Origin of the sequence: Citrobacter sp. CK180, assembly GCF_030333655.1 — a bacterium.
Classification (GTDB): Bacteria; Pseudomonadota; Gammaproteobacteria; order Enterobacterales; family Enterobacteriaceae; genus Citrobacter_B; species Citrobacter_B koseri.
This window is the reverse complement of record NZ_JAOWFM010000053.1, coordinates 166,046-185,369: the sequence shown is the minus strand read 5'-3', so window position 1 is coordinate 185,369 and position 19,324 is coordinate 166,046. Positions and strand designations below refer to the sequence as shown.

Sequence of the window (19,324 nt, the reverse complement as noted above, 5' to 3'; positions counted from 1 at the left end):
ATGGCTTACTCAGTACAAAAGTCGCGCCTGGCCAGGGTTGCGGGTGTTTCGCTCATTATGCTGCTCGCGGCCTGTAGCTCTGACTCGCGCTACAAGCGCCAGGTGAGCGGTGATGAATCCTATCTGGAAGCCGCGCCGCTTGCTGAACTTCATGCGCCAGCAGGGATGATTCTGCCGGTAACGACGGGCGACTATAACATTCCGGTGACCAACGGCAGCGGCGCTGTCGGCAAAGCGCTGGACATTCGTCCGCCTGCTCAGCCGTTAGCGCTGGTGACCGGCGCGCGTACCCAGTTTACGGGCGATACCGCAACCTTGCTGGTGGAAAATGGTCGCAATACTAACCTGTGGCCGCAGGTTGTCAGCGTGATTCAGTCCAAAAACTACACGATTGAAAAACGTGATGACGCCAGCCAGACTCTGACGACCGATTGGGTTGAATGGAACCGTCTGGATGAAGACCAGCAGTACCGTGGACGTTATCAAATCTCGGTGAAACCGCAGGGTTATCAGCAGGCTGTAACGGTGAAACTGGTGAATCTGGAACAGGCTGGCAAGCCTGCCGCAGATGCCGCTTCGCTACAGCGTTATAGCGCTGAGATGATGAACGTAATCTCGGCGGGTCTGGATAAAACCGCCACCGACGCTGCGAACGCCGCGCAAAACCGTTCTGCCGCTACGATGGATGTGCAGAGCGCCGCAGATGACACCGGTTTGCCAATGCTGGTCGTCCGTGGGCCGTTCAACGTGGTGTGGCAGCGTCTGCCAGCCGCGCTTGAAAAAGTGGGCATGAAAGTGACCGACAGCACGCGTTCTCAGGGCAGCCTGGCAGTGACCTACAAACCGCTGTCTGACAGCGGCTGGCAGGATCTGGGCGCAACCGATCCGGGGCTGTCGTCCGGCGACTATAAATTGCAGGTGGGCGATTTAGACAACCGCAGTAGCCTACAGTTTATCGATCCGAAGGGGCATACCCTGACGCAGAGCCAGAACGACGCGCTGGTTGCCGTCTTCCAGGCAGCGTTCAGCAAGTAAAAATTGAGGGGCTGGAGCAATCCAGCCCTTTTTTCTGATATGATACGCAAACGTGTGCGTCAGCAGAAAAACGCAATTTTTACCGTAATTTCGCCCCCAGGCTGTAGGTCGGATAAGGCAACGCCGCCATCCGGCAAAGTGTGGCAGAAAATGAATTTTTATCGTTAATTCACACCAGGAGTAATAAAGATGCAAAAGCAAGCTGAGTTGTATCGTGGTAAAGCGAAGACCGTATACAGCACGGAAAACCCGGACCTGTTGGTGCTCGAATTCCGCAATGATACGTCAGCAGGGGATGGCGCGCGCATTGAACAGTTTGATCGCAAAGGGATGGTGAACAACAAGTTTAACCATTTCATCATGACCAAACTGGCAGAAGCGGGCATCCCGACCCAGATGGAGCAGCTGCTGTCCGATACCGAGTGTCTGGTGAAAAAGCTGGATATGGTGCCGGTCGAGTGCGTGGTGCGTAACCGTGCGGCTGGTTCTCTGGTCAAGCGTCTGGGCATTGAAGAAGGCATCGAACTGAACCCACCGCTGTTCGACCTGTTCCTGAAAAACGATGCGATGCACGATCCGATGGTCAACGATTCTTACTGCGAAACCTTCGGCTGGGTGAACAAAGAGAATCTGGCGCGCATGAAAGAGCTGACCTACAAAGCTAACGACGTGCTGAAAAAGCTGTTTGACGATGCCGGTCTGATCCTGGTCGATTTCAAACTGGAGTTTGGTCTGTACAAAGGCGAAGTAGTGCTGGGCGATGAATTTTCCCCGGACGGCAGCCGCCTGTGGGACAAAGAGACGCTGGATAAAATGGACAAAGACCGTTTCCGCCAGAGTCTGGGCGGCCTGATCGAAGCCTATGAAACCGTCGCACGTCGCCTGGGCGTGCAGTTAGATTAATTCTTCCCCCGTCAGCATCAACCGGAGAGTCAATGCTCTCCGGTTTTTCTCTACCACCATTATTCTAATGGTAATCTTGCGCTGAACCGCCTACGATCATCATCATAATGAATAGTATGTTGAGGTGATTATGCGCTGGCAAGGGCGTCGTGAAAGTGACAATGTAGAAGACAGACGCAATAGCTCCGGCGGCCCGTCAATGGGCGGGCCGGGTTTTCGTTTGCCCAGTGGCAAAGGCGGAATCATTCTGCTGATTGTCGTGCTGGTGGCGGGCTATTACGGGGTGGATCTTACCGGTTTAATGACCGGGCAGCCGATTTCTCAGCAGGAAACGACGCGTTCGATCAGTCCAAATGACGACGAGGCCGCGAAGTTTACCTCCGTCATTCTGGCGACCACAGAAGATACCTGGGGTCAGCAGTTTGAGAAAATGGGGCGCACATATCAGCAGCCTAAGCTGGTGATGTACCGTGGCGCGACGCGCACAGGATGCGGTGCGGGTCAGTCCGTGATGGGGCCGTTCTATTGCCCGGCGGATGGCACGGTCTACATCGATCTTTCCTTCTACGATGACATGAAAAACAAACTGGGCGCGGATGGCGATTTTGCCCAGGGTTACGTTATCGCCCACGAAGTGGGGCACCATGTGCAAAAACTGCTGGGCATCGAACCGAAGGTCCGTCAGCTGCAACAGACCGCATCGCAAGCGGAAGTGAACCGACTCTCCGTACGTATGGAGCTACAGGCGGATTGCTTCGCGGGCGTCTGGGGGCACAACATGCAGCAACAGGGCGTACTGGAATCCGGCGATCTGGAAGAAGCGTTGAATGCGGCGCAGGCGATTGGCGACGATCGTCTGCAACAACAAAGTCAGGGACGCGTGGTGCCGGACAGCTTCACTCACGGCACTTCCGAGCAGCGCTATACCTGGTTTAAACGCGGTTTTGATAGCGGCGATCCGGCGCAATGTAATACCTTCGGCAAAGGTTTTTAACATACCGGGGCAGGGATGTCTGACAATGACGCATTGCGGGCGCTAACCGCACAAATGGCGCAGGAAGGGATTCGTCGGCTGCTGGTGCTCAGCGGCGATGCGTCCTGGTGTCGTGAACGGGCGCTGGCGCTGCGAGAAGCATTGGCTGGCGACTGGCTGTGGGTGGCAACCGATGCGCCCGCCGCGCCGCACTGTACGCCGCAGGCGTTACAAACGCTACTGGGACGCGAGTTCCGCCACGCGGTTTTTGATGCGCAGTTGGGGTTTGATGCCTCGGCATTCGCGGCGCTGAGCGGCACGCTGCGAGCCGGAAGCTGGCTGGTGCTGCTGACGCCGCCGTATTCTGCATGGGAATCCCGTCCCGATGCGGATTCGCTGCGCTGGAGCGACTGCCCGCAGCCTGTTGCAACGCCACATTTTATCCAGCACCTCAAACGCGTGATGTCCCGTGACGAGCAGACGTTGCACTGGCAGCAGTCTCAACCGTTTTCATGGCCGCGCTTTCCTGCCCGTCCCCACTGGCGACCCGCTACGGGTGAACCACAGCCTGAGCAGGCCGCGATTTTGCGGCATCTGTTGCGGATGCCGCCCGGCGTGGCCGCCGTTACGGCAGCGCGAGGTCGGGGTAAATCGGCGCTGGCCGGGCAGTTAATTTCGCGGATGAGCGGGACGGCTATTGTAACTGCGCCGTCGAAAGCGGCGACGGACGTACTGGCGCAGTTTGCCGGTGAGAAATTTCGCTTTCTCGCTCCTGATGCGCTGCTGGCGGGCACGGAAACGGCCGACTGGCTGATTGTCGATGAAGCGGCGGCAATTCCTGCGCCGCTGCTGCATCGCCTGGCGTCGCGTTTTTCACGCATATTGTTGACCACCACCGTTCAGGGTTATGAAGGGACGGGACGCGGTTTTCTGCTGAAGTTCTGCGCCCGTTTTCCTCATCTCCGGCGTTTTGAACTGCGACAGCCTGTTCGCTGGGCGCAGGGGTGCCCGCTGGAACAATGGGTCGGCGAAGCGCTGATATTCGACGACGAGACGTTTGCCCATGCGCCGCAGGGGGCGATTCGGTTCTCTGCTTTTACGCAGGCGCTCTGGCATACCGGGCCGGCGCAGCCGCTGGCGGTGTATCAGCTGCTTTCCGGCGCGCACTACCGTACCTCTCCACTCGATCTGCGTCGCATGATGGATGCGCCGGGGCAGCATTTTCTCGGCGCTTTTACGGCTGAGCGGGTAGCGGGGGCCGCCTGGCTGGTGGAGGAGGGCGGATTATCGGCCGCGCTGAGCCAGGCCGTGTGGGCGGGCTATCGTCGCCCGCGCGGAAATCTTGTCGCGCAGTCGTTGGCCGCTCATGGCGGCGATCCGCTGGCGGCGACGCTGATCGGGCGTCGGGTGAGCCGTATTGCCGTCCACCCGGCCCGCCAGCGGGAAGGGATTGGGCAGCAGCTAATCGCTGAGGCATACGGCGGTGCCAGCCAATGCGACTATCTCTCCGTCAGTTTTGGTTATACCGCCGAACTCTGGCGATTCTGGCAGCGTTGCGGTTTTGTGCTGGTGCGGATGGGGAACCACAAGGAGGCGAGCAGCGGCTGTTATACGGCGATGGCTTTGCTGCCCATCAGCGAGGCCGGCGCGCGGCTGGCGCACCGCGAGCACCAGCGTCTGCGCCGGGATGCGGAGATACTGGCTCGCTGGAACGGCGAAGCGATCCCGGTTATCCCGCTGAAAGCGTCTACGCTTAATGATGATGACTGGGATGAACTGGCGGGCTTTGCGTTTGCCCATCGACCGTTGCTCACGTCGTTAGGCTGTCTGAGTCGACTGCTTGAGCGCTGCGAGCTGGCGCTCCCCGCGCTGCGTGGACGTCTGGAGGAGAAATGCAGCGACGCGAATCTGTGTATCCGGCTGGGTTTGTCTGGGCGCAAAGCGCTGCTTATCGCCCAGCGCCGGGAAGTCGTCCATGCGCTTACCGCGCTGGATGACGAACGGGCGCAGCGGTTACGCGAACGCGTTTTGCAATGGCAATTTTTTCACTAACTCCTTCAATTTCCTGGCATGGTCATTGTGATTAAGCGGCGTAGAATCTGTTCTATCAGTTAAGGAGATCGCCATGAAACATGACCATTTTGTTGTTCAAAGCCCCGATAAACCCGCGAAACAACTGCTGTTGCTGTTTCATGGCGTGGGCGATAACCCGGTCTCAATGGGAGAAATTGGCTCCTGGTTCGCACCGTTATTTCCAGAGGCGCTGGTGGTCAGCATTGGCGGCGCGGAACCTTGTGGCCCGGCGCCTGGGCGTCAGTGGTTTTCGGTTCAGGATGTGACGGAAGAGAACCGCCAGGCGCGGGTTGATGCGATTATGCCGGTATTTATCGAGACGGTTCGCTACTGGCAGAAACAGAGCGGCGTTGGGCCGGAGGCTACCGCGCTGATTGGGTTTTCGCAGGGGGCGATTATGTCTCTTGAGAGCATCAAAGCCGAGCCGGGTCTGGCATCGCGCGTGATTGCTTTCAACGGACGCTACGCCAGCTTACCGGAAACCGCCACGACCGCCACAACGGTACATTTGATTCACGGCGGTGAAGACCGGGTGATTGAGTTATCTCATGCGGTTGCCGCACAGGAAGCGTTAGTCCGTGCCGGAGGCGATGTGACGCTGGATATCGTCGAGGATTTAGGCCATGCGATTGACGATCGCAGTATGCAGTTTGCGCTCGACCATTTGCGCTATACCGTGCCGAAACACTACTTTGATGAAGCGTTGAGCGGCGGTAAGCCGAATGATGATGATATTATCGAAATGATATAAGCCGGAACTGAACCGTAGGCCGGATAGGGCGAAGCCGCCATCCGGCATTCAGACGGTATGTTGACTGATGGCGACACGCTTATCAGGCCTACAGGTTTATCTGACTATTTCTTTGGCTGATCTTTCTTCGGCCAGTCGTCGTCATCGTCCCACTTATCGTTAAAATCACGATGCGGGGGCAGCTCCGGTTTATTGGCGAGGAATTTTTTGTGATCGACCCGCTTGAGGTCTTTGATCACATTGATCAGTACGCCCACCAAAAACACCAGCACCAGAATCCACCAATATTTTGCCAGCCAGTCCATGCTTATTTCCTCTTACAGGAACACGCGTCAGGCGACGAGTTGTTCCATGATACGTTGATACATGCGGGCAAGCAGTTGCAGATCGGCTGCATTAACACATTCATTAATTTTATGAATGGTGGCGTTGACCGGCCCGAGTTCGACTACCTGCGCCCCCATACGCGCAATAAAGCGCCCGTCGGACGTTCCACCCGTAGTGAGTAACTGCGGTTTTATCTCATTATAGTGCTCAATGGCGTTCACCACCGCATCCACCAGCTTGCCGCGCGCCGTCAGGAACGGCTGGCCGGAAAGCCACCAGTCCACCGTGTAGCGTAATTGATGTTTATCCAGCAGTGCGTGAACGCGCTCTTTGAGAGTCTCATCGGTCAGTTCGGTGCTGAAGCGGAAATTGAACTGAATAAACAGCTCGCCCGGAATGACGTTATTGCTGCCGGTGCCAGCCTGAATGTTGGCAATCTGCATACTGGTCGCCGGGAAAAATTCATTTCCCTGATCCCACTCGATCGCCACCAGTTCATTCAGCATCGGCGCTGCGCGATGCACCGGGTTATCCGCCAGATGGGGATAAGCGACGTGCCCCTGCACACCGTGGATCGTCAGGTTACAGGTCAGCGACCCGCGACGGCCATTCTTGACCACATCCCCGACGATTTCAGTGCTGGACGGTTCGCCGACCAGGCAATAATCCAGACGTTCGTTACGCGCCATCAGCGTTTCGACCACCTTCACGGTGCCGTTTTTCGCGCTGGCTTCTTCATCCGAGGTGATAAGGAACGCCAGACGCCCCTGATGATCTGGATGCTGGGCGACGAAACGTTCAGCCGCAACGACCATCGCCGCCAGAGAGCCTTTCATGTCCGCCGCACCACGGCCAAACAGCATTCCGTCGCGGATTGTCGGTTCAAAAGGCGGGTTGATCCAGCGATCGACATCACCCGCTGGTACGACATCGGTATGCCCGGCAAAGGCCAGCGTTTCACCTTGTCCGCGCCATGCCCAAAAATTCTGTGTATCGCCAAAATCCATATGCTCAACGGTAAAACCGATTGCACGCAGGCGTTCAATCATTAACGCCTGGCATCCTGCGTCATCTGGACTCAGGGAAGGGCGGCGAATAAGCTGCTGTGTCAGCTCAATAACCGGGCACGACATAGACTACACCTCATCAAAAAACTGCTGATAACTGGATTCGCTAAAACCCAGCAGCATAGGCTTCCCGGTCGCGCAGAGCAATGGGCGTTTGATAATTGCTGGCATTTCAGTCATTAATGCTGCGGCGGACGCCGCATCCGTGATGCCGTTACGCGTGGCTTCATCAAGTTTACGCCATGTCGTTCCGCGTGTATTCAGCAAGGGCTGCCAGCCTGACTCCGCAATAAACGTATTCAATAACGCGGCATCGATTCCGTCTGCGCGGTAATCGTGAAAGCGGTAGTCAATATCGTGCGCCTCCAGCCAGCGCCGCGCCTTTTTAATCGTGTCACAATTTTTGATGCCGTAGACGGTGATCATGTTGAATCCTTTTACGCGAATTACGAATAATTAAGCAATATTATCGTGGTATCCGTCAGTGCGGAACTGCCATATACCGGTTATTTATCATGACATAATAAACGGTAAATATAACATTGTTGAACTCTTGTGAATAATAATTCTGAAATGTTGCTTAATAAGCATCTCATCGGGAAGTATAAATCCAGCGAGCTGCAATAGGCTGTTTCTTAACTGAAATGAGCGCGGTTTTCAGAAGTGGATTAATGTTTCAAAATATTGCAGTAAGTCACATAAAATTTATGGTTACAGGGTCATAGTAATGCCATGAACCCCATTCACCGGAGGATGTAATCACTGCAATCGGTTAAATTATCTTCTCTTGAGGATAATGTTTTCGTAGAATAGCCATAATAATAAGAGAGGTTGTTATGATTGAACGTGAACTGGGGAACTGGAAAGATTTTATCGAAGTTATGCTTCGCAAATAAATTTCTGGAAGATATCCTGATCCTGAAAAGGATAAGAAAAAGGCGACTCAAAGTAAGTCGCCTTTTTTGTGCCTTATTCCGGCTTCGGTTTCAGCGGGAAGCGGCGACGTACCAGCACAAAGAACAGCGGTACGAAGTAAATCGCCAGAATGGTGGCGGAGATCATCCCGCCCATGACGCCTGTCCCGACGGCATGCTGGCTCCCGGAACCCGCCCCGTTGCTAATCGCCATCGGCAGCACCCCGAAAATAAAGGCCAGAGAGGTCATCAGAATTGGGCGTAAACGCTGGCGGCAGGCATGCAGCGTGGCATCCAGCAGATCGTGGCCTTTCTCGTTCATCTCATTGGCGAATTCGACAATCAGGATCGCGTTTTTCGCGGAAAGGCCGATCACCGTTAGCAACCCGACCTGGAAGTAAACGTCATTTTCCAGTCCGCGCATCCAGGTGGCGAGCAGCGCGCCAATAACGCCCAGCGGCACCACCAGCATAACCGAGAACGGCACCGACCAGCTTTCATACAGCGCGGCCAGACACAGGAAAACGACCAGCAGCGAAATGGCGTACAGCGCAGGCGCCTGCGCGCCAGAGAGGCGTTCCTGATAAGACATCGCCGTCCATTCAAGCCCAAATCCCGTTGGCAACTGGCGAACCAGCGACTCCATTACATCCATTGCCGTACCGGTACTGACGCCAGGCGCCGCTTCGCCGACAATCTCGACCGCCGAGTAGCCGTTATAGCGCTCCAGACGCGGAGAGCCCGTTTCCCAGCGTGACGTCGCAAAGGCGGAGAAAGGCACCATGCCGCCGTCTTTATTACGCACATACCAGAGATTGATATCGTCCGGCAGCATGCGGTATTTCGCCGCCGCCTGTACATAGACCTTCTTCACGCGACCCCGGTCCATAAAGTCATTGACGTAACTGGAGCCCCATGCGGTTTGCAGCGTGTCATTGATGTCGTCGATAGAGACGCCCAGCGCCTGGGCTTTGCGCTGATCGATATCAATTTGCAACTGCGGACTGTCGTCCAGACCATTGTGACGCACGCGGGTCAGCGCACTGTCCTGCGCCGCCAGCTCAATCAAACGATCGCGCGCGGCCATTAAGGCATCATGACCGGCGCCCGCGTGATCCTGAAGTTCCATATCAAACCCTGCGGAACTGCCCAGACCGCTGATTGCCGGTGGACTGCTGGCGTAAACGCGCGCTTCTTTAATCTTGTTAAAGGCTTTCGTGGCGCGTTCAATAATGGCAAACGAGGTGCCGGTTGTGGCGTTGCGTTCGTCCCAGTCTTTTAAGCGGACAAACATGCGCGCCACGTTTTGACCGTTCCCGCCAGGCCCCGATCCCACCGTCGAGAAGACGGACATGACGTTGTCTTTCTCCTGGGTGAAGTAATATTTTTCAACTTCTTGCACCACTTTTAAGGTCTGCTGCTGCGTGGAGCCGCTTGGCAACTGTACCGAGGTAATAAACATCCCACGGTCTTCCTGCGGCAAGAAGGAGGTCGGCAGACGCAGGAACAGCACCACCATCGCGCCGAGCAACAGAACGTAGATCAGTATCCAGCGCAGGCTGCGATGCAGGATCTTCGCAACGCCTTTCTCGTAGCGTTCAGCGTTGCGGTTGAACGTCCGGTTAAACCAGCCGAAGAAGCCTTTCTGTCCGTGATGCTCGCCTTTGTGCAGGGGTTTTAGCAACGTGGCGCACAGGGCGGGCGTCAGGATCATCGCCACCAGCACGGAGAGCACCATCGCGGCGACAATCGTGATGGAGAACTGGCGATAGATAGCCCCGGTTGTACCGCCAAAGAAAGCCATCGGCACAAATACGGCTGACAGCACCATCGCGATACCGACCAGCGCCCCTTGTATCTGCCCCATCGATTTTCTGGTGGCTTCGCGCGGCGAAAGACCTTCCTCGCTCATGATGCGCTCGACGTTTTCCACCACCACGATGGCGTCATCGACCAGCAGGCCGATCGCCAGCACCATCGCGAACATCGTCAGCGTGTTAATGCTGTAGTCGAAGGCATACAGGACGGAGAACGTCCCCATCAATACCACCGGTACGGCGATAGTGGGGATCAGCGTGGCGCGGAAGTTTTGCAGGAACAGGTACATCACCAGGAACACCAGCGCGATGGCTTCCAGCAGGGTTTTCACCACATCGATAATCGAGGCTTTGACGAAGGAAGTGGTTTCATACGCCACCTTATACTCCAGACCGTGCGGGAAGTATTCGGCCAGCTCGTCCAGGCGGTTAAGCACCAGTTTGGCGGTTTCCATTTCGTTGGCGCCAGAGGCCAGTTTTACCCCCAGACCGGAGGCCGGATTACCGTTGAAGCGGCTGAGATAATCATATTTTTCAGCGCCCATTTCGACGGTCGCCACATCGCCCAGCTTGACCTCTGAACCGTCCTGGTTGACGCGCAGCGTGATATCACGGAACTGCTCGGGCGTTTGCAGCAGCGACTGGGCGTTGATTGTCGCATTGAGCGCCTGCCTGTCGACCGAAGGCGTGCCGCCAAGCTGCCCGACGGCAATTTGCGCGTTCTGTGATTCGATGGCATCCGTGACATCTTTCGCGGTCATCTGGTAGCTGTTGAGTTTGGCCGGGTCCAGCCAGATACGCATCGAATATTGCGAACCGTAGGCGTCGATATCCCCTACGCCGTTTACGCGGCTGAGCGGGTCCTGGATATTACTGGCGACATAGTCGGCGATGTCCTGTTTATCCATTGAACCGTCGGTGGAGACAAACGCAATGGTCAGGATGTTGGTGTCCCCGGTTTTACGGACCGTGACGCCCTGGTTCTGTACCGCCTGCGGCAATTTACGCATTGCCGATTGCAGCTGGTTTTGTACCTGCTGGACGGCTTCATCGGGGTCGGTTCCGGCCACAAAACTGAGCGTCACCGTTGCCTGGCCCGTCCCGCTGCTTTGCGACGACATATACATCAGATTATCGAGGCCGGTCATATTCTGTTCGATAACCTGAGTGACGGTATTTTCCAGCGTCTGCGCGGATGCCCCCGGATAATTCGCGGTAATGCGGACGTTTGGCGGCGCCAGGTCGGGATATTGCTCTACGGGCAAAGAGAGAATGGCCAGGGTGCCCGTCAGACACAACAGGATTGCCAGCACCCAGGCAAAAATGGGGCGATCGATAAAGAAATTCGCCATTAAAGGAGGACCTCGTGTTTCTGCGTATAATTATTGGGTATGACCTGCTTCACTGTAGCGGCAAGGTACGTGTCAAACGTGGAGAAAAAAAGAAGATAATGTAAATTATCATGCACGTTTACAGCATACATTTTGTGCCAGTGCCGCCCTGTCTGTATTCCCGCCGTGCGGTGCTTTGCCGTTCTTTACGCTAATTGACCCTCTTCATCTTCCGATGAGCGAAAACTGATGCTGACCAGCGTCCCGCCCCCTGACGGTTGCGAGAAATTCAGCGTGCCGCTAAGTCTTTCCGCACGCTCGCGCATAATGTTCAGACCGTAGTGCCCCGTTGGTTCGTTCGGTTCGCCAATGCCGACGCCGTTATCCCGAATATAGACCGTATGGTTGCCATCGGGGGCGGTGACGCAGCTAACGGCGATCTCCGTGGCGCTGGCGTGTTTAATCGCATTCAGCACCGCCTCGCGAACGATTTGTAACAGGTGCACCTGCATTTGCGCATCCAGCGCCAGCGTCGGTAAACGGCAATCCAGCGTCAGTTTCGCAGAGGTCTGGCTTTGCAGGGTATCCAGCATTTCATGCAGCGCAGAAGGTAAGTCGGCCTGCTGTAAGGTCAGGCGGAAGGTGGTCAGCAGCTCGCGCAACTGACGATAAGCGTCGTTCAGCGCCCGGGAGAAATCTGCCATGATGCTTTGCGCGGGGAGATTATCTTCTGGAATTGAGCGCTTCAGCAGCGTCAACTGAATGCGCAAATAGGAGAGCACCTGCGCCAGTGAGTCATGCAGCTCGCGGGCGATAGTCGCGCGCTCTTCCATCAGCAGCAGTTGCTGGAAATGTTTTTGCGCCTGATTAAAGTACAAACCGCGCCCCAGCATGGTCGATACGCTGTGCAGCAGCGGGGTGGAGGCGCTGACGTTGGGGCTTTGCCAGTGCAGTTCGCCGTAGACCGTTTCCTGCATCGTGACCGGTAGAATCTGCATGGGCAAATCAGCGCTTTCCGCTCCTTCGCTGATCCGCCAGTTATCGCCCACGGTTAATTCCAGATAGTAAGCGGCGTCATGTTCGCGGACGATCTGTAAAATATGGCGGAAACAGTGAACGTCGATTTGGCTGGTATTGAGCGCCTGTGAGCACTGGTACAGCACTTCCAGACGGCGGTTGGCTTCGTGCAGATCGTGGGTTTTTTCTTCTACCGAAGCTTCGAGAGAGCGGTACAGCTTATGCAACTCGCTCGACATCTGGCTAAACGTTTTGGCCAGCAGCCCCAGCTCATTCGGCAAGTGGGTATTCAGCGGCGGGATGTCGAACTGACCATGTTCAATGTGCTGGCTGGCGGCGACCAGTTGGTTAAGCGGCTGGACTACCTGCTGGCGAATACGCCGCAGGGTGAAAAAGACCAGCGTGAAGATCCCGATACCGCCCGCCAGCGATATGCCGACCACCAGCATCACCTTGCGCTCGGCATAGTGTTGCAGCGCCAGAACGAAGAGATCGATCTGATCGACATAGTTATTGATATTGGCGCGATACCACTTTATATCCGCATCCACCAGTCTCGTGTTCATCTCCAGCCAGTTCGCATGCAGTTGCCCGTAACGGCTTTTAACCGTCTGCGGGACGTACCAGGCGTTCAGGTTACTTAACGCGGGAGAGTTGAGCGCTTGCTGAAAAAGCTGACGGTGCGCGTTCAATTGCGGACTGCCGCTTTGCAGATCGTAACCCAGTCGGTAGCTCTGCATACGCAGTGAACCGGCCACGTTAATGGCCTCGGCATCCCGCAAACTGCTCGCCAGCGTCAGCAGGGCGATACCGGTTGAGAGAATCGACAGCAGCACAATGTAAAAAAAGGCCCGGGCCAGGCTGGCCGAGACAGGGCGTTTGACGACCACGCGCGTAATCCCCGAAAAATATGCTCACAGTGAACGGATAAATATTGGCAAGTGTAACTGAAACGCAATTTCACCAGCGATGAAATAAATTGATCTGCCACAGGTTCTGGATAAATAGTTGTGCGTCCTGGGCAAATGAACATTGCCGACCCCTTCGGCGTCGGTTAATAACATTCATATAAAGAATAAGGTTTTTGCCACCAAAACAGAAGGACGCCATGAATCGTTTTATTATGGCCAATAGCCAACAGTGCCTGGGATGCCATGCCTGTGAGGTCGCTTGCGTAATGGCCCACAATGATGAGCAACACGTACTGCACCAGCGGCATTTTCAGCCCCGAATTACGGTGATCAAACATCAGCATCAGCGCAGCGCGGTAACCTGCCACCACTGCGAGGATGCGCCTTGCGCCCGGAGTTGCCCAAATGGCGCAATCCGTCATGTCAAAGACAGCGTTCAGGTCAACCAGCAAAAATGTATCGGCTGTAAATCCTGCGTGGTTGCCTGTCCCTTCGGCACAATGCAGATAATCCTTACGCCAACAGGTCAGGATCAGGTTAAAGCCACGGCGCACAAATGTGATTTGTGTCTGGATCGCGAAGGCGGCCCGGCCTGTGTTGAAAACTGCCCGGCAGATGCGTTGCAATTGGTAACGGAGGCGTCGCTGACCCGGCTGTCGAAAGCGCGGCGTCTGCGCACCGCGCGTCAGGAAAATCAGCCTTGGCATGCCTGTGTGACGGGAGTCACTCCTGGTGCGCTCAATAAAGTCGAACAGATGCGGGCGACACCCCCACGCGGCGAGCCGGATAAGCTGGCGATTGACGCGCGAAAAACCAGCTTTGATGAAATCTACCTGCCGTTTCGTACCGCGCAGGCTGAACGCGAAGCGGCCCGTTGCCTGAAGTGCGGTGAACACAGTATCTGCGAGTGGACGTGCCCGCTGCACAACCATATTCCGCAGTGGATTGAGCTGGTAAAAGCAGGAAACATTGACGATGCGGTGGCGCTGTCGCACCAGACTAACTGCCTGCCGGAAATTACCGGGCGCGTATGCCCGCAGGACAGGCTGTGCGAAGGCGCCTGTACGGTGCGCGATGAGTATGGCGCGGTGACGATCGGCAATATTGAACGCTACATTTCCGACCGGGCGCTGGACAAAGGCTGGCGGCCAGACCTGAGCGGCGTGCAGCAGCAGGATAAACGCGTGGCGATTATTGGCGCAGGCCCGGCCGGGCTGGCCTGCGCGGATGTGCTGGCGCGTCATGGCGTGAGCACGACCGTGTTCGATCGCCACCCTGAAATTGGCGGCCTGCTGACCTTTGGCATTCCCTCTTTTAAGCTGGATAAATCACTGCTGGCGCGCCGTCGCGAAATCTTCAGCGCGATGGGAATTCATTTTGAACTGAACTGCGAAGTCGGCAAAGACGTCAGGCTGGCGTCGCTGCTGGATGAGTACGATGCGGTTTTTGTCGGCGTCGGCACATACCGTTCCATGAAGGCCGACCTGCCAAACGAAGATGCGCCGGGCGTATATGATGCGCTGCCGTTCCTGATTGCCAACACGAAACAGGTTATGGGGCTGGATGAATTGCCTGACGAACCTTTTATCGACACCGCTGGGCTTAATGTTGTGGTGCTGGGCGGCGGCGATACCGCGATGGACTGCGTGCGTACCGCGCTGCGTCATGGCGCAAGCCAGGTGACCTGCGCATATCGTCGCGACGAGGCGAATATGCCGGGGTCGAAAAAAGAGGTAAAAAACGCGCGGGAAGAGGGGGCGAACTTTGAATTTAACGTACAGCCGGTTGAACTGGTGCTGAATGCCGACGGTTGCGTCAGCGGCGTGCGTTTTTTACGTACTCAGCTTGGCGAACCCGATGCGCAGGGGCGTCGCCGCCCGATGCCCATCGCGGGCAGCGAGTTTGTCATGCCCGCCGATGCGGTAATTATGGCGTTTGGTTTTCATCCGCATGGTATGCCGTGGCTGGAGGCGCACGGTGTGAAAGTGGACGACTGGGGGCGCATTGCGGCAAATGTCGAAAGCGCGTTCCGTTACCAGACCAGTAATCCTAAAATCTTCGCGGGCGGTGACGCCGTGCGCGGCGCCGATCTGGTGGTGACGGCGATGGCGGAAGGGCGTCACGCCGCGCAGGGGATTATTCAGTGGCTGGGGATCATGCAAACCGGATAAGTCTCCATTCGGCGCGAGCAGCATGATAGCGCGCAGACAAAACCGGCCTTGCGGCGTAAGATTACCTGTCTTCTTATGCTGTGGAGCCGGTATGTCGCAAAAAATTACTCTCATCAAAGACAAAGTTCTCTCTGATAACTACTTTATCCTGCGCAATATTACCTACGATCTGACCCGTAAAAATGGCGATGTGATTCGCCATAAGCGCGAGGTTTACGATCGCGGTAATGGCGCAACGATCCTGCTGTATAACCGCGAAAAACAGACCGTGGTGCTCATCCGCCAGTTTCGCGTTGCCACCTGGGTGAACGGCAATGAAAGCGGCCAGTTGATAGAAACCTGCGCCGGGCTGCTGGATAACGACGAGCCGGAAGCGTGCATTCGCAAAGAAGCGATTGAAGAGACCGGCTATGAAGTGGGTGAGGTGCGTAAACTTTTTGAGTTATACATGTCGCCTGGCGGCGTGACGGAACTGATTCACTTCTTCATTGCAGAATACAGCGACAGCCAGCGGGCAAACGCAGGCGGCGGTGTGGAAGATGAAGATATTGAGGTACTGGAACTGCCATTGACACAGGCGCTGGAGATGATCAAAACCGGCGAGATACGAGACGGTAAGACCGTGTTATTGCTCAATTATTTGCATTTTTCCTCGCTAATGGATTGATAAATAAGGTTTATATTTCTTTACATAATGATGTCGCTATCCGACAAATCTGATTGAGCCACAGGAGTCACGCAAGGAAGATACCGCCTAAAGCCGTTTCGTTTTTCTTCTGGGGTTGTACCGTCCATGCGCAATCGCGTTATTTTCGTTTTCCTGCTCGGCCTGCTGCCGACGTCGCTGACGTGGGCGGCGCCAGCGCAGCAGACTTTCTCTGACTGGCAGGTCACCTGTAACAATCAGAATTTTTGCGTGGCGCGTAATACCGGCGAACATCGCGGGCTGGTGATGACCTTAAGCCGCAGCGCCGGGGCGCATACCGATGCGGTACTTCGCATTGATTTGGGGGGGCTGACCTCACCCGGTGCGAAAGAGGCGGAGATTGCGCCGCGTCTGCTGCTGGATGAAAAACCGCTGCCGCTAAATGCCGGGCAATGGCGCATTACGCCCTGGCATCTGATGACGGACGACACCGCCACCATTGCTGCGTTTTTACAGACCATTCAGGAAGCCCAGGCGATTACCCTGAAAAAGGGAAAACAGACGATTTCTCTGGTGGGGCTTAAAGCTGCGCTGTTGTTTATCGACGCACAGCAAAAACGCGTTGGCAGCGAAACGGCGTGGATTGATAAAGGGAATGATCCACCGCTCAGCGTGCCGCCCGCGCCAGCGCTGAAAGGCGTGGCTATCGTCAACCCAACGCCGACGCCGCTCTCTTATGATGAACGCAACGATCTGCTGGATTACGGTAACTGGCGGATGAGCGGTATTCACTGCTCGCTTGACCCGATGCGCCGGGAAGTGCGCGTCGCGGCCCTGACCGATGACAAAGCCCTGCTGATGACCGGTTGCGAAGCCGGAGCCTATAATACGGTCGATCTCGCGTGGATTGTCTCACGCAAAAAACCATTCGCTTCCCGCGCCGTACGGTTGCGTTTGCCCTTTAACTCCGGGGCTGAAAGCAATGATATGGAGCTGATGAACGCGGTTTTTGACGAGAAATCCCGGGAATTAATCACGCTGGCAAAAGGGCGTGGGTTGGCCGATTGCGGTATCCAGACGCGCTGGCGTTTTGACGGCCAGCGTTTTCGTCTGGTGCGTTATGCCGAAGAGCCAAGCTGCGATAACTGGCATGGGCCAGATGCCTGGCCCACGTTGTGGATCACACGTTAGGGGCGCCCGGTGGCGCTAACGCTTACCGGGCCTACGGCTGTTTTGTAGGCCGGATAAGACGCATCGCGTCGCCATCCGGCAAAGCGCCCGGTGGCGCTAACGCTTACCGGGCCTACGGGCCATTTTGTAGGCCGGATAAGACGCATCGCGTCGCCATCCGGCTTCCGACCCACTCATCCATTTTCACGCTTTAAGCACCTTATGCGCTTTTTCGACGATATTCTCGACCGTAAAGCCGAAATAAGGGAACAGTTTTTCGGCCGGGGCCGATTCGCCATATCCCGTCATCCCGACAATCGCGCCTTTCAGCCCGACATATTTGTACCAGTAGTCGGCAATGCCCGCCTCAATCGCCACGCGAGCGGCAACGTTCGACGGCAGCACGGATTCGCGATACGCCTCATCCTGAGCATCAAAAATATCCGTCGAAGGCAGGGATACCACCCGGACGTTATGGCCTTCTCCGGTCAGCTTTTCCGCCGCCAGTAGGGTGATTTCCATTTCAGACCCGGTGGCAATCAGGATCACATCCGGCTTACCGCCGCTGTCTTTCAGCACATAACCACCACGGGCGATCTCCTTCACCTGCTCCGGGGTACGCTCCACCTGCGCCAGATTCTGCCTTGAGAGAATCAGCGCCGTCGGGCCGGTATGGCGCTCAACCGCCAGCTTCCAGCCGACTGCCGCCTCAACCTGATCGCACGGACGCCAGGTGCTGAAATTTGGCGTCAGACGCAGGCTGGCCAGCTGCTCCACGGCCTGGTGCGTCGGCCCATCTTCACCCAGCCCGATGGAGTCGTGGGTATAAACCATGATCTGCCGGGCTTTCATCAACGCCGCCATTCGCGCCGCGTTACGGGCGTATTCCACAAACATCAGGAAGGTCGCGGTGTAAGGCACAAATCCGCCGTGGTGGGCAATGCCGTTGGCAATGGCCGTCATACCAAATTCGCGCACGCCGTAGTGAATGTAATTCCCGGCCGGATCTTCTTTCAGCGACGTCGAACCTTTCCAGATAGTCAGGTTACTGGGCGCGAGATCCGCCGAGCCGCCGAGCAGTTCCGGCAGTATTGGGCCGTAGGCGTTCAGCGTATTTTGCGATGCCTTGCGGGTGGCGATTTTGGCCGGGTTGGCCTGCAATTCAGCAATGTATTTTCGCGTCGTGGTTTCCCAGGACTCTGGCAACTCGCCGCGCATTCGTCGGGTAAACGTTCTTGCCAGATCGGGATATGCTTTCTGATACGCCGCGAACTTCTCCTGCCATGCCTGCTGCGCTTTTTCACCTTTTTCACGCGCATCCCAGGCACGGTAAATCTCTTTCGGGATCTCAAAAGCAGGGTGATGCCAGCCCAGTTTCTGGCGGGTCAGCGCCACTTCTTCTTCTCCCAGCGCCGCGCCGTGAGACTCCTCTTTCCCGGCTTTATTCGGTGAGCCGAAGCCGATTACCGTCCGGCAAATAATCAACGACGGTTTGTCTTTCACACTCTGCGCTTCAAGAATCGCTTTCTTCACGGCTTCGGGATCGTGTCCGTCGATCTCATGCACTACATGCCAGTGATACGCTTCGAACCGTTTGGCGGTATCGTCGGTAAACCAGCCTTCGGTTTCGCCATCAATTGAGATGCCGTTGTGATCGTAGAAGCCGATTAGCTTGCCCAACCCCAGCGTACCCGCCAGCGAGCAGACTTCGTGCGAAATCCCCTCCATCAGGCAGCCATCGCCCATAAAGACATACGTGTAGTGATCGACGATGTCATGATCGGGCTGATTAAACTGCGCGGCCAGCGTGCGTTCGGCAATCGCCAGACCGACGGCGTTCGCCAGTCCCTGACCTAATGGCCCGGTGGTGGTTTCAACGCCTGGCGTATAGCCGATTTCCGGGTGTCCCGGCGTTTTTGAATGGAGCTGACGGAAGTTTTTCAGCTCCTCGATTGGCAGATCGTAGCCGGTCAGGTGCAGCAGGCTGTAGAGCAGCATTGACGCGTGGCCGTTGGAAAGAATAAAGCGATCGCGGTCATACCAGGTGGGGTCGGTCGGGTTGTGGCGGAGAAAATCATTCCACAGCACTTCAGCAATATCCGCCATGCCCATCGGCGCGCCGGGATGACCGGAATTGGCTTTTTGTACGGCATCCATACTGAGCGCACGAATGGCATTGGCAAGGTCTTTTCGGGACATAAATCACTCCGTGGCAAGG

At 56.2% G+C, this 19,324-nt stretch carries 15 protein-coding genes; 9 read left to right on the top strand and 6 right to left on the bottom strand.

What is annotated here, in order from left to right:
• The 5 genes from bamC to ypfH all read left to right on the top strand — a co-directional run bounded on the left by bamC (position 1) and on the right by ypfH (position 5,735).
• On the top strand, positions 1-1,035 hold the full coding sequence (bamC, locus tag OGV50_RS16710; RefSeq protein WP_012131303.1) for an outer membrane protein assembly factor BamC: 1,035 nt from the start codon (positions 1-3) through the stop codon (positions 1,033-1,035).
• Positions 1,036-1,224: 189 nt separating this feature from the next.
• A complete protein-coding gene (gene purC, locus OGV50_RS16705) occupies positions 1,225-1,938 on the top strand; it encodes a phosphoribosylaminoimidazolesuccinocarboxamide synthase (RefSeq protein ID WP_115181296.1) in 714 nt (237 codons plus the stop codon).
• Between the two features lie 130 nt (positions 1,939-2,068).
• On the top strand, positions 2,069-2,932 hold the full coding sequence (gene ypfJ / locus OGV50_RS16700) for a KPN_02809 family neutral zinc metallopeptidase (protein WP_024130129.1): 864 nt from the start codon (positions 2,069-2,071) through the stop codon (positions 2,930-2,932).
• Positions 2,933-2,947: 15 nt separating this feature from the next.
• Positions 2,948-4,963, top strand: a complete 2,016-nt coding sequence (locus tag OGV50_RS16695; protein WP_200090892.1) for a tRNA(Met) cytidine acetyltransferase TmcA — start codon at positions 2,948-2,950, stop codon at positions 4,961-4,963.
• Between the two features lie 73 nt (positions 4,964-5,036).
• A complete protein-coding gene (gene ypfH, locus OGV50_RS16690) occupies positions 5,037-5,735 on the top strand; it encodes an esterase (protein ID WP_058667868.1) in 699 nt (232 codons plus the stop codon).
• 104 nt (positions 5,736-5,839) lie between these two features.
• On the opposite strand, the gene OGV50_RS16685 is transcribed toward ypfH, so the two are convergent.
• The 3 genes from OGV50_RS16685 to OGV50_RS16675 are packed head-to-tail and all read right to left on the bottom strand — an operon-like array spanning position 5,840 to position 7,555.
• Positions 5,840-6,040, bottom strand: coding sequence for a YpfN family protein (locus OGV50_RS16685; protein WP_012131308.1), 201 nt, complete (start codon positions 6,038-6,040; stop codon positions 5,840-5,842).
• 27 nt (positions 6,041-6,067) lie between these two features.
• On the bottom strand, positions 6,068-7,195 hold the full coding sequence (gene dapE, locus OGV50_RS16680) for a succinyl-diaminopimelate desuccinylase (RefSeq protein WP_012131309.1): 1,128 nt from the start codon (positions 7,193-7,195) through the stop codon (positions 6,068-6,070).
• 3 nt (positions 7,196-7,198) lie between these two features.
• Positions 7,199-7,555, bottom strand: a complete 357-nt coding sequence (locus OGV50_RS16675) for an ArsC family reductase (RefSeq protein WP_200090891.1) — start codon at positions 7,553-7,555, stop codon at positions 7,199-7,201.
• Positions 7,556-7,965: 410 nt separating this feature from the next.
• Here OGV50_RS16675 and ypfM point away from each other — a divergent pair, with 410 nt between their 5' ends.
• On the top strand, positions 7,966-8,025 hold the full coding sequence (gene ypfM, locus OGV50_RS16670) for a protein YpfM (RefSeq protein ID WP_001386977.1): 60 nt from the start codon (positions 7,966-7,968) through the stop codon (positions 8,023-8,025).
• A 73-nt stretch (positions 8,026-8,098) separates the two neighbouring features.
• On the opposite strand, the gene acrD is transcribed toward ypfM, so the two are convergent.
• Both acrD and narQ read right to left on the bottom strand, forming a co-directional pair.
• Positions 8,099-11,212 (bottom strand): multidrug efflux RND transporter permease AcrD, encoded by a 3,114-nt coding sequence (gene acrD, locus OGV50_RS16665; RefSeq protein ID WP_012131312.1) that lies wholly within the window; start codon positions 11,210-11,212, stop codon positions 8,099-8,101.
• A 185-nt stretch (positions 11,213-11,397) separates the two neighbouring features.
• Positions 11,398-13,098, bottom strand: coding sequence for a nitrate/nitrite two-component system sensor histidine kinase NarQ (gene narQ, locus OGV50_RS16660; RefSeq protein WP_104868364.1), 1,701 nt, complete (start codon positions 13,096-13,098; stop codon positions 11,398-11,400).
• Between the two features lie 218 nt (positions 13,099-13,316).
• On the opposite strand from narQ, the gene aegA reads away from it, so the two are divergent.
• From aegA to OGV50_RS16645, 3 genes are all read left to right on the top strand, one after another.
• Positions 13,317-15,290 (top strand): formate-dependent uric acid utilization protein AegA, encoded by a 1,974-nt coding sequence (aegA, locus tag OGV50_RS16655; RefSeq protein ID WP_275165760.1) that lies wholly within the window; start codon positions 13,317-13,319, stop codon positions 15,288-15,290.
• Between the two features lie 91 nt (positions 15,291-15,381).
• Entirely contained in the window at positions 15,382-15,957 is a 576-nt protein-coding gene (gene nudK / locus OGV50_RS16650) for a GDP-mannose pyrophosphatase NudK (RefSeq protein ID WP_286488643.1), read from the top strand.
• 126 nt (positions 15,958-16,083) lie between these two features.
• Positions 16,084-17,127, top strand: a complete 1,044-nt coding sequence (locus tag OGV50_RS16645) for a DUF1176 domain-containing protein (protein ID WP_286488642.1) — start codon at positions 16,084-16,086, stop codon at positions 17,125-17,127.
• A gap of 183 nt (positions 17,128-17,310) precedes the next feature.
• Here the strand turns inward: OGV50_RS16645 and tkt are convergent, their stop codons facing one another.
• A complete protein-coding gene (gene tkt, locus OGV50_RS16640; protein WP_058667858.1) occupies positions 17,311-19,305 on the bottom strand; it encodes a transketolase in 1,995 nt (664 codons plus the stop codon).
• Between the last annotated feature and the right edge of the window lie 19 nt (positions 19,306-19,324).

Bases quoted from the DNA above. Each gene is read 5' to 3' on its own strand.
- ypfJ (WP_024130129.1), top strand. From the start codon at position 2,069: ATGCGCTGGCAAGGGCGTCGTGAAAGTGACAATGTAGAAGACAGACGC.
- bamC (WP_012131303.1), top strand. From the start codon at position 1: ATGGCTTACTCAGTACAAAAGTCGCGCCTGGCCAGGGTTGCGGGTGTT.
- OGV50_RS16645 (WP_286488642.1), top strand. From the start codon at position 16,084: ATGCGCAATCGCGTTATTTTCGTTTTCCTGCTCGGCCTGCTGCCGACG.
- nudK (WP_286488643.1), top strand. From the start codon at position 15,382: ATGTCGCAAAAAATTACTCTCATCAAAGACAAAGTTCTCTCTGATAAC.
- aegA (WP_275165760.1), top strand. From the start codon at position 13,317: ATGAATCGTTTTATTATGGCCAATAGCCAACAGTGCCTGGGATGCCAT.
- OGV50_RS16685 (WP_012131308.1), bottom strand. From the start codon at position 6,040: ATGGACTGGCTGGCAAAATATTGGTGGATTCTGGTGCTGGTGTTTTTG.
- purC (WP_115181296.1), top strand. From the start codon at position 1,225: ATGCAAAAGCAAGCTGAGTTGTATCGTGGTAAAGCGAAGACCGTATAC.
- OGV50_RS16675 (WP_200090891.1), bottom strand. From the start codon at position 7,555: ATGATCACCGTCTACGGCATCAAAAATTGTGACACGATTAAAAAGGCG.
- tkt (WP_058667858.1), bottom strand. From the start codon at position 19,305: ATGTCCCGAAAAGACCTTGCCAATGCCATTCGTGCGCTCAGTATGGAT.
- ypfH (WP_058667868.1), top strand. From the start codon at position 5,037: ATGAAACATGACCATTTTGTTGTTCAAAGCCCCGATAAACCCGCGAAA.
- OGV50_RS16695 (WP_200090892.1), top strand. From the start codon at position 2,948: ATGTCTGACAATGACGCATTGCGGGCGCTAACCGCACAAATGGCGCAG.
- acrD (WP_012131312.1), bottom strand. From the start codon at position 11,212: ATGGCGAATTTCTTTATCGATCGCCCCATTTTTGCCTGGGTGCTGGCA.
- dapE (WP_012131309.1), bottom strand. From the start codon at position 7,195: ATGTCGTGCCCGGTTATTGAGCTGACACAGCAGCTTATTCGCCGCCCT.